The organism is Burkholderia sp. Ac-20349, from assembly GCF_017104865.1.
GTDB lineage: Bacteria > Pseudomonadota > Gammaproteobacteria > Burkholderiales > Burkholderiaceae > Burkholderia > Burkholderia aenigmatica.
On record NZ_JAAGPM010000015.1, the window covers coordinates 79755 to 89896 of the forward strand.

At 68.0% G+C, this 10142-nt stretch carries 10 protein-coding genes; 8 read left to right on the top strand and 2 right to left on the bottom strand.

The genetic code is table 11. The features are described 5' to 3' along the window. Positions 1–111: 111 nt before the first annotated feature. The gene (locus tag G3N61_RS08470; protein ID WP_205822162.1) at positions 112–1440 is read right to left on the bottom strand and encodes an MFS transporter; all 1329 of its coding nucleotides are present in this window, start codon (positions 1438–1440) and stop codon (positions 112–114) included. 269 nt (positions 1441–1709) lie between these two features. On the opposite strand from G3N61_RS08470, the gene G3N61_RS08475 reads away from it, so the two are divergent. Next, complete coding sequence (locus G3N61_RS08475) at positions 1710–2678, top strand: LysR family transcriptional regulator (RefSeq protein ID WP_043178545.1); 969 nt, start codon at positions 1710–1712, stop codon at positions 2676–2678. Between the two features lie 18 nt (positions 2679–2696). On the opposite strand, the gene G3N61_RS08480 is transcribed toward G3N61_RS08475, so the two are convergent. Continuing rightward, on the bottom strand, positions 2697–3329 hold the full coding sequence (locus tag G3N61_RS08480; protein ID WP_205822163.1) for a LysE family translocator: 633 nt from the start codon (positions 3327–3329) through the stop codon (positions 2697–2699). Positions 3330–3928: 599 nt separating this feature from the next. Here G3N61_RS08480 and G3N61_RS08485 point away from each other — a divergent pair. The 7 genes from G3N61_RS08485 to G3N61_RS08515 all read left to right on the top strand — a co-directional run bounded on the left by G3N61_RS08485 (position 3929) and on the right by G3N61_RS08515 (position 10063). Beyond that, the gene (locus G3N61_RS08485) at positions 3929–4252 is read left to right on the top strand and encodes a hypothetical protein (RefSeq protein ID WP_021162626.1); all 324 of its coding nucleotides are present in this window, start codon (positions 3929–3931) and stop codon (positions 4250–4252) included. 88 nt (positions 4253–4340) lie between these two features. Next, positions 4341–4574, top strand: coding sequence for a hypothetical protein (locus G3N61_RS08490; RefSeq protein ID WP_043178549.1), 234 nt, complete (start codon positions 4341–4343; stop codon positions 4572–4574). Next, positions 4571–5116 carry a hypothetical protein gene (locus G3N61_RS08495; RefSeq protein WP_043178551.1) on the top strand — a complete coding sequence of 182 codons (546 nt, stop codon included), beginning with the start codon at positions 4571–4573 and terminating at the stop codon, positions 5114–5116. Before G3N61_RS08490 ends, G3N61_RS08495 begins: the two co-directional genes overlap by 4 nt. Before the next feature lie 104 nt (positions 5117–5220). After that, positions 5221–5706: a hypothetical protein gene (locus G3N61_RS08500; protein ID WP_205822169.1), complete on the top strand. Its 486-nt coding sequence runs from the start codon at positions 5221–5223 to the stop codon at positions 5704–5706. A 242-nt stretch (positions 5707–5948) separates the two neighbouring features. After that, on the top strand, positions 5949–7412 hold the full coding sequence (locus G3N61_RS08505; RefSeq protein WP_205822164.1) for a PepSY domain-containing protein: 1464 nt from the start codon (positions 5949–5951) through the stop codon (positions 7410–7412). Between the two features lie 38 nt (positions 7413–7450). Then, on the top strand, positions 7451–9568 hold the full coding sequence (locus tag G3N61_RS08510; RefSeq protein ID WP_089453735.1) for a TonB-dependent receptor: 2118 nt from the start codon (positions 7451–7453) through the stop codon (positions 9566–9568). Between the two features lie 165 nt (positions 9569–9733). Then, positions 9734–10063, top strand: a complete 330-nt coding sequence (locus tag G3N61_RS08515) for a hypothetical protein (protein WP_205822165.1) — start codon at positions 9734–9736, stop codon at positions 10061–10063. Positions 10064–10142 lie beyond the last annotated feature (79 nt).

Here is a 10142-nt window from a genome sequence, read left to right on the forward strand (position 1 = left end):
GTGAGGGGGCGGCCGCACGGGCCGGTCATTGCGATATCGCCATTCCAGCACGCTTGATTCTTTCGTTATCCTGCATTTCACATAAACAAACGTCGACTGAATCCGGTTCGCTTATTCGTGCGGCATGCGTCGGAACCCGACCAGCGCGACCAGACTCACGACCGACATCGCGACGATGTACAGCGCGGGCGACGCCTTGTTGTGCGTGGTCGCGATCAGCCACGTGACGATCAGCGGAGAAAAGCCGCCGAAGACCGTCGTCGGGATGTTGTACGACACCGCGAGCCCGGTGCTGCGCACCGCGGCCGGGAACGCCCGCGCCGACAGCGCGGGCACCAGCCCGACGAGCACGCCCATCGGTGCGGCGGCAGCCGCCTGCATGATCAGCAGGTTGCGCAGCGAAGGGCTTGCAATGACCCACATATAGAGCGGCAGCGTGATCGCAGAAAGCACGACGATCGCGGCGGCGACCATCGCGACCGGCCGGCGCCAGACGTCGCCGAGCAGGCCAGCGAGCGGCGCGATCGCCACCATCACGATGCCGGCGACCGTCGTGCTCATGAACGGCGCGGACATCGGCAACCCAAGCTGCTTCACCGCGAACGTCGGCATGTAGATCAGATACATGTAGAACGCAGCGGTACTGACGATCGTCACGCCGATCGCCGCGAGGAACGACGCGAGGTGCTCGCCGAACAGGCGCTTGAGCACCTGTGCGACCGGCAGCGCTTCGCCGTGCACGAACGCATCGGTTTCCGACACGCTCCTGCGGATATAGAAGCCGACCGGGCCGATCAGCAGGCCGACCACGAACGGCACGCGCCAGCCCCAGCTTTCGAGCTGAGGCTGGCTGAGCGACGTCGTCAGGATCGTGCCGATCGTGCCGCCCAGCACGATGGCCAGCATCGTGCTCGACATCTGCAGGCTCACGAAGAAATGGCGTCGATGCGGCGGCGCCTTTTCCGCGAGGAACGCGACGGTGCTGCCGAATTCGCCCGATGCCGCGAAGCCCTGCACGAGCCGCGCCAGCACGAGGATCGTCGCGCCGAGCCAGCCGGCCTGCGCATACGGCGGCGCCACCGCGATCGCGGCCGTGCCGGCCAGCATCAGCCAGATCGTGACGGACATCGCCGCCTTGCGGCCGTACCGGTCGCCGTACAGCCCGAGCACGACACTGCCGAGCGGCCGCACGACGAACCCCACGCCGAAAGTCGCCGTCGCGAGCAACAGCGACCCGATCGGCCCGGCCACCGGGAAAAACAGCTTCGCGATCACGCTGGCGAAATAGCCGTAGATCACGAAGTCGAACCATTCGAGCGCGTTGCCTGCCGCGGCCGCCGCGACGTCGCGCATCGTGCCTGCCCGCGCAGACGGCTGCGCCGCAGCCGAAAGGCGATCGAGCGCCAGGGCGCCGGCCGGATTCACTGCATCCTCTTTCATCGTCTGTCTCCTCCACCTGCTGGCTGCAGTGGTTTCGTGCCCATGTTCGATGCGCACCGTTACCGCGTCCAACGGATTTCCGGAATATGATCATCACCAACGTGAATAATGGTGTGCGCCGTCGCGCGGCTTCGTTGCGTCGTCAGGCCGGCGCGCCGCAAGGGCAAACTCGCGTTGCCCGAACGGTCCGCCGCCCGGACACTGGCCGCCACGACGTTCCGGTTCCCGCGCCGCGCACGGGAGGCCGGCACTCAAACGGGAGATGTGCGATGAAGGATGTGTTCCGCCAGCTCGACCTCAACCTGCTGCGCGTGTTCGCGGCATTGATGGCCGAAGGCAACGTCACGCGCGCCGCCGAGCGGCTGGCGCTTTCACAGTCGGCGGTCAGCAATGCGCTGCGCAGGCTGCGCGAATCGCTCGACGACGTGCTGTTCGAGAAGACCGTCTCGGGTGTGCGGCCGACCGCGCGTGCGCGCGAGCTGTGGTCGGCGGTCCAGCCGCACTTCGACGCATTGAAGCAGGCGATCTCGCCCGACCAGTTCGACCCGCAGGAACATCGGGGCACCTTCACGATCGCGATGTCGGACTACTCGGTCGAACGCATCATGCCGCGCCTCGCGCAGTACATGGGCACGCATGCGCCATCGATGCGGATCGAGCTCACGCCGTTCAGCGTCGCCGACCTGCCGGGCATGTTCGACCGGGGTGGCGTCGACCTCGCGATCGGCGGCTACCTGAACGACTCGAGCCCGAGCAGCGGCGTGCGCACGCACGAGATGTGGCCGATCCACTGGAGCTGCCTGATGCGCAAGGATCACCCGCTCGCGAAGGGGCCGCTTACGCTGAAACGCTTCCTCGCGGCGCGGCATCTCGACGTCGGGTTTTCCGGCATGCGGGTGCCGGTGTACGACAGCCTGCTCTCGGCGCATGGCCTGCAGCGCAATCTCGTCCTCACGCTGAATGCATACTCGCCCGCGCTGGCGATCATCCGGGAGTCGGATTTCATCGGCGTGCTGCCGACCACGCTGCTCGATCTGTCGATCCATGAAAAGGAACTGGTGTCGCGGCAACCGCCGGTGCGCATGCCCGCGCGGCCTTACTGCGTGATCTGGCATCAGCGCTGGGACAGCCATCCCGCGCACCGCTGGCTCCGGCAGACGATCGTGTCGCTGTTCACGCGCCCGGCGGAGCAGCCGGGCAGCACGGCACGCCCGGCCACCCGGCGCGCCGCCCGCTAGATGCGCGGGCGTGCCGCCTTAGACGTTCGACACCAGCAGCCTGATCCCCGCCACACCGAACACGACGGCGAGGCACGCTTCCATCGCGCGCCGGCCGCGCACGTACAGCCGGCGCGCGCCGTCCATCGAGAACACGAGCGCATAGCCGCCGAACACCAGGCACCCGATCGCAAGGCAGCCCGGCACGACCGCGCCGTGCGATGCACCCGCGCCGTTCGACGACAGCGCGACGATCGACACCCACACGAGGATCGCTTTCGGATTGGTCAGGTGCAGCATCGCGCCGCGGACATAGAAGCGCGACAGCCGCTGCTCGCCCGCCGCGTTCAGCGACGCTGCCGCGTTGCCCGACAGCGCCGTGCGCCCCGACTTGAACGCGAGCCACAGCAGGTACAGCCCGCCAAAGAGCTTGATCGCGACCAGCAGCTTCGACCACGCCAGCAGCGCGGCCGACACGCCGAGCGCCGCCACCGTCGCCCAGAACATCGACCCGGAAATGACGCCGAGCGCGAACGCGAGCGCCGCCTTGCGGCCCTGGTTCGCGGCGACCGACATGATCGCGAGATTGCTCGGCCCGGGGCTGGCCGTACCGATGAAATAGGCGGTGTAGGCCAGCAACAGGTTGGCCGAGAAGAAGGCGTGGACGCTCATGTCGAACCTCGCAGGGATGATCAGGGGATTGTTGGCATACGCGCGCCGTCTGCCCATGGACAATTGGCCGGTAATTCGCTGGGCCAGTTGCCAGTTGGGCGGTCGCGCAACCGGATCGCCGCTGGCAAATCCGTCTCGGTTTTGAAACACTCGTCACATTCGCCAGCGGTTTTTGCCAACCCTGGCGGCCGTCCCGTCCCGCCGCGTCCGGCCGGCCGAACGCTTGGCAGGCGCAGGCGGCACGCACGGGCCGCCCCGTTTCGTCGATCCGGCGAGGCACGCGCCGCGCAATTTATCCCGCCGTTACGTTACATCCGTGAAGCATTTCGCCTCGCCGCACCGCCCGCCGTACCCGACACGCATCGCGCCGCGCATGTCGATGGCCGCCTCGAGCACCTCCGCCACCCAGTATCGGCGGGACTCGCCGCCCCGCGCCGCAGCGCGGCTCAGCCCTGCTCGACAATGGTCTCGCGGCGCTGGTACGGAACCTGCATTCCGTTCGGGGGACAGCCGCGCCGTTCATCGCGCGGACACGAATCCACCCTCGGGCGCACCCACCGGATACGCCCGATCGATACGCGCAAGCAACGAGGCCCTTCATGGATGCGCTGCCCAATTCGTCCGACACGTCGTTCCAGCTCTTTCTCGCGAAGCTGCTCGAACAGCCGTTGCCCGACTGGACCGAAAAACAGCAGATGGAACTCGAGATGGCGCGCTCGCTGTCCACCGAAATGGTCCACCTCGCCGAGGACATGCGCGGCCGCACGCCCGATCTCGCGCGCTGCCTCGTGCTGCTCCGCTACGCGAAGGTGCTCGACTTCATGCTGACGTCGCTCGCCGCGCACCGCGACATTCATCCGCAGACGCTGCGCACGCTGTTCCGGCTCGCGAACCTGAAAGTCGACGATGCGTATCCGGCCTGAGCCGGCACCACGCAGCGGCTGCCGCGGGCGGCAAGCGCGGCCACGGCAGCCCTGCCCGATCCGCACGCATGCCCGATGACCTCGCCGCATGAGCCTCAGGAACCGGAAATCCCGGCTGGCCGGCGCACTCGGCGTGTTCGTGAAGCGCGACGGGCGCAAGGCGCAGAAGCATCACGACCCGAACGACCGCCGCTACGATCACGACGTCGAGCGCACGATGCTGCGCTTGTCGCCGGCCGACCTCTCCGATCTGCTGGCCGACGATGACGCCAGCGCGGACGACGCCGAGGCCGGCTTCGCCGAGGTGAGACGCACGCCGTGAACGCTGCCGACTTCGACCGGATCTGGCCGGCCATCTGCGAAACCCCGGCCTGGTCCGTGACGAAAGGCCAGGGCAGCTTTCTCACGTTCGAATTCGGGCAACCCGCGCTGCATGTCAGGGAGCCGCTCGCCGGCTCGCGCGGCCTGTCCGCGGCGGCGCGCGACAGGCTCGCGTCGCGGCACGTGACGGTCACCGGCAACGGACATCTGTGGATCTGCTACTGCCATTGGTCGATCGCGCTCGACGGTCACGAGCTCGCGCACAGCGAATCCCGGTCCGGCGACATCGCGGCGGCCGCGCAACGTCTCGACGGGCAGATCCTGCAATCGGTCGCACCGCGTGCCCAGCCGGGTTCGTGGGCGTTCGACTTCGACCTCGGCGGCCAGCTGACGACCTGGCCCTACGGCGACGACCCGGCGGACGAACAGTGGCACCTCTACGACCGGCGCTCGGGCAATGTGCTGACGGCCCGCGCGGACGGCACCTGGTCGTATGGCCCGGCGAACGCGCCGCCCGGCAGCGAATCGTGCAGTTCCGACTAGCCGCCGCGGACACGCCCGTTCGGCTGCTACAGCGCGCCGGACCGATGCCGCGCATCAGCGAGACGACCGGCCCCACCCCGCAAACGGAGGTACAATCGCGCGCCATGAACGCACTTCGCCGCTTCCTGCTCCGGCACGGTGTCGCGCGACAGCTTCTGTGGGGGTTCCTCCTCGTGACGCTGCTGTCCCGCGCGCTGATGTCGGGTGCCGTGATGCTCGATCCGGATAGTCCGGATGCGGGCTCGGTGGTGCTGTGTTCGGGCCGCGGCCCGCTGATCGTCAACGTGGCCGCGCTGGCTGCCCGTTTCGACGCCGGCGCGCCGATCACACCGGCCAACGATGCGCTGGCGCTCGCCGATGCGCTCAAGCATGACGCGCATGCCGACAACACGGCATCGTCCGGAAACGGCGACAGCCTGTGCGCATTCGGTGCCGCGCTGTTCACGGCGCTGGCGTCGTTCGTCCTGCTGGTGTTGCTGTTTCCCGCGGCCGCGCCGCGGCGCTTCCGGATTCACTTCGACAGTATTCCCTTCGTGCGATCGATCTTCGACGATCGCCCACCTTCCCGCGCGCCTCCTCTGTTCTGCTGACGGTTCCGCCCAGCGGCTCGTGCACGTCGATGTGCATGGGCCTGCACGCCGTTCGTCTCATACGACCTGATTCAAGCGTTCACCCGCTTGCCCGCATCGCGCGGGCGACGCCGTCATGCGCCCCGCCTGCGCGTGGCGCCGCGCCGCCCGTTCCATCGATGCGCGCAGGCGGGCGCGACGCACGTTGACGTCCGCCGGCCCGCGCCGGCGTGGCCGCTCAACGAACACGAGGAGCTGACACCATGTCGACCACCGTCGAGCGGGCCATCGCGCCCGCCCAATCCACCCACGCCGGCTACCGGACGCTCTGGCGCTGGCACTTCTATGCCGGCCTGTTCGTCATGCCGTTCCTGGTGGTCCTCGCGATCACCGGAACGCTCTATTGCTTCCAGCCGCAGATCGAGCCGCTGCTGTATCCGCACCGGCTCGTCGTCGAGCCGCGTGCCACGCCGCGACTCGATCCCGACGCGCTGCTCGCGAACGCGCGCACCGCGATGCCGGCCGGCGCGACGCCGGTTTCCATGCAGGTCTCGACCGCGCCGGACCGCAGCGCCGAATACGTGTTCCGGCTGCGCAACGGCAGCCGCGAGAGCGTGTACGTGAATCCGTACGACGGCAGCGTGCTCGGCACGCTGAGCGTCGAGAACCGCTTCATGCAGATCGACCGGATGCTGCATCGCAAGCTGCTGCTCGGCAAGACGGGCGAACTGCTGATGGAGCTCGCCGCGTGCTGGACCTTCGTGATGATCGGCACCGGCATCGCGCTGTGGTGGCCACGAGGCGCTGCGCGCGTCGGGCAGGCGCTACGCCCCGATCTGTCGCTGCGCGGCCGGCCGCTGTGGAAGAACATTCACGCGACGGCCGGCATCTGGCTCGCGGCCGGCACGGTGGCGTTCATCCTGACGGGGCTGCCGTGGTCGGGTTCGTGGGGCAAGAACTTCAAGGCGCTGGCCGCGACCGTGAACCTCGGCGCGCCGAAAGGCGCATGGGGCGGCGGGTCAGTGCGCTCGACCCGCCCGGGTGCCGCCACGGCGCCCGCGCCGGCCCAGGCCGCGGCGCCGGCCGGCCATCACCACGCATCCGGCGAATCGATGCCGGGAATGGTGATGGACGACCTGCCGTTGCCGCAAACGCCGTGGGCGGTCGGCAACGTGCCCGTCCCGCATTCGCCGTCGGCACCGACGCCGACCCCGCTGCCGCTGGCCCGCGCGATCGCGATCGTCGCGGGTCTCGGCGTGACGAGCGGCTACACGCTCGCGCTGCCGTCCGGCGCGGACGGCGTGTTCACCGCGTCGTACTTCCCGGACGACCCGAAAGCCGAGCGGACGATCTACATCGACCAGTACAGCGGGGCTGTGCTGAAGGACATCCGCTATGACGACTACGGCGCGGTCTCGCGGGCCGTGTCGTACGGCACGTCGCTGCACATGGGCCGCTACTTCGGGCTGGCGAACCAGATCGTCTGCGCGGTGCTGTCGCTCGGGCTCGCCGCGATGGCCGTCACGGGTACCGTGATGTGGTGGAAGCGCCGCCCGGCGCGCAAATTGGGCGCGCCGTCGCGCGAGCGCGGCGCGCCGCCGATGCGCGGCTGGATCGCGGGGCTCGTGCTGCTCGGCGTCGTCTTTCCGCTGATGGGCGCGACGATCGTCGCGGTCTGGTTGATCGACCGCCTGCTGTTCGGTCGTTCGGCACGCGCAACCGCGTGATCGCGAAGCGATTCCACCGATTCGAAGGATAACGAAACATGAAGTTCAGATTGATGCTGCCCGCCGCGTTGCTCGCGGCCTTCGCGCCGGCCGGGCAGGCACAGGAAAGCGACGCCAAGCACACCGGCACCACGCTCGAACCGATTCGCGTCAACGCGCAGAAGGCGACGCCGCTCACGCAACCGCTCGACACCGGCAGCCGTCTCGGGCTGTCGTCGCTCGAAACACCCGCAAGCGTCGAGCAGCTCGACCGCAAGACGCTCGACACGCGCGGCGACAGTTCGATCGTCGACGCAGTGAGCCGCGCCACCGGCATCAGCGCATCGCCGCATCCCGGCAACGGCGGCTCGGAGCTCGGCGCGCGCGGCTTCGTCGGCGCGTCGTCGGTCACGCAGCTCTATGACGGCGTGCGCCCGTACGGCGCGATCGGCGTCACCTTTCCGTTCGACACGTGGTCGGTCGACCATATCGACGTGCTGCGTGGCCCGGCTTCGGTGATCTACGGCGAAGGCGCGATCGGCGGTGTCGTCAACATCGTGCCGAAGAAGCCGACGCGCGGCGCGATCCAGAACGAACTGCAGGTCGGCGGCGGCACCGAGGGCACGGCGCGGGCTGCGTTCGGCAGCGGCGGCGCGATCAACGACAAGCTGTCGTACCGCTTCGACATCAGCGGCAACCGCTCGTCGAACTGGGTCGACCGCGGCAATTCGCGCAACCTGTCGATCTCCGGCGCGCTGCGCTACGACGTGACAGCCGACTTGTACGTGACGGCGTCGTATGCGCAGGGCTTCCAGCATCCGATGCAGTATTTCGGCGTACCGCTCGTCAACGGCGCACGCGATCGCGCGCTCGACAAGAAGAACTACAACGTCGGCGACAGCGACATCGCGTTCCGCGACAGCTGGGCGACGGTGTCGGCGAACTGGCAGCCGAGCGACAGCCTGAACGTGACGAGCACGCTGTACCGGATGAAGAGCAACCGTCACTGGAAGGATGCCGAGTACTACACGTACCTGCCGTCGACCGCGCAAGTGCGGCGCAGCAGCTACACGGAGATCTTCCACGACCAGGAGCAGTACGGCAACGTGACGGCGGCAACCGTGAGCAGCGCGCTGCTCGGGATGCGCAACACGTTCTCGGCGGGCTTCGAGTTCAATCACACGACGTTCCAGCACGACAACAACTCACCGTATTCGGGCACGTCGACGGTCGATCCGTTCAACTTCGATCCGGGCAGCTTCATCAACACGGCCGGCACCTATCCGAAGTACCGCAGCCAGTCGAACCAGTACGCGCTGTTCGCCGAGAACCGGCTGGAAATCACGCCGCGCTGGTCGGTGATCGGCGGGCTGCGCTACGACCACGCGAGCGTGAACCGCGACGATCTCGTGAACGGTGGCGCGTTCACGAAGGTGTTCGCGAACACGGGTTGGCGCATCGGCACCGTGTACGACGTGCAGCCCGGCCTCGCGGTGTACGGCCAGTATTCGGTCGCGGCCGATCCGATCAGCTCGCTGCTGTCGCTGAATGCGTCGAAGGCGAACTTCACGCTCGCGACCGGCCGGCAGATCGAGATCGGCGTGAAGCAGTCGCTCCTCGGCGGCAAGGCGGAATGGACGCTGGCCGCCTACCGGATCGTGAAGAGCAATCTCCTGACGGCCGATCCGCTGAACCCGAACCAGTCGATCCAGGTCGGCCAGCAGTCGTCGCGCGGGCTCGAGGCGACGGTCGGCGCGGAGATCGCGAAGGACTGGCGCGTCGACGCGAACGTGTCGATCCTGCGCGCGAAATACGACGACTTCCAGCAGACCTCCGGCGGTACGACGGTCTCGCGCGCGGGCAACGTGCCGATATCGGTGCCGCAGCGGCTCGCGAACCTGTGGGTGAGCTGGCGCTTCGCGCCGGAATGGACGGGCATCGCGGGCGTCAAATACGTCGGCAAGCGCTTCGCCGACACCGCGAACCAGCTCGTGATGCCGTCGTACACCACCGTCGACCTCGGCCTCGCGTGGAAACCGCGCAAGGACACGACGATCACCGCGCGCGCCTACAACGTGTTCAACCGGCGCTTCGTGCAGTCCGCGTACTACAACGAGACGCAGTACCTGCTCGGCAACGACCGGCGGCTCGAAGTGCTCGCGAACTACCGGTTCTGACGCCGCGCGACCCGGCCCCACGCCCGCGCGGCCGATCCGCCGCGGCGGACGAGCGAGCGGGCGGGCCGGGTCGCGCCGCAGACACGTTCAATCGAAACAGGAGAATGCCGGATGGCTACGATGGCGTGGCACTACACGGTCATGCTGCACTTCGAGTCGATCATCATGAGCGAAGTGATCATGCCGAACGCGCTCGACATGGCGCCGGAAGCGAAACCCGTCGCCTGGTTCTCGCGCAATCCCCACTGGGAGAAGATGGCCAACCGGCGGGCGATCGATCCCGTGACCGGCGATCGCGTGACATTGACGATGTGGCAGACGCGGCAGGCCGGCGGCGGGCTGGTGCGCTTCGGGATCGATGCGACGAAGCTGCTTCACGACCAGACGCTCTGGAAGCGCGCGCGTGTCGATGATGCGGCGCGCGACGCGCTCGTCACGGAGGGGGTGCGGCAGAAACGGAGCGGTAGTCTGGCTCATGTACGCTTTGGCCTGTAATGGCGTGTAATAAAAGGGTCGGGCGGTCCCGGCCGAAACCGGCATTAGACACCGGTTGGCGGAATCGCACCGTGATTTT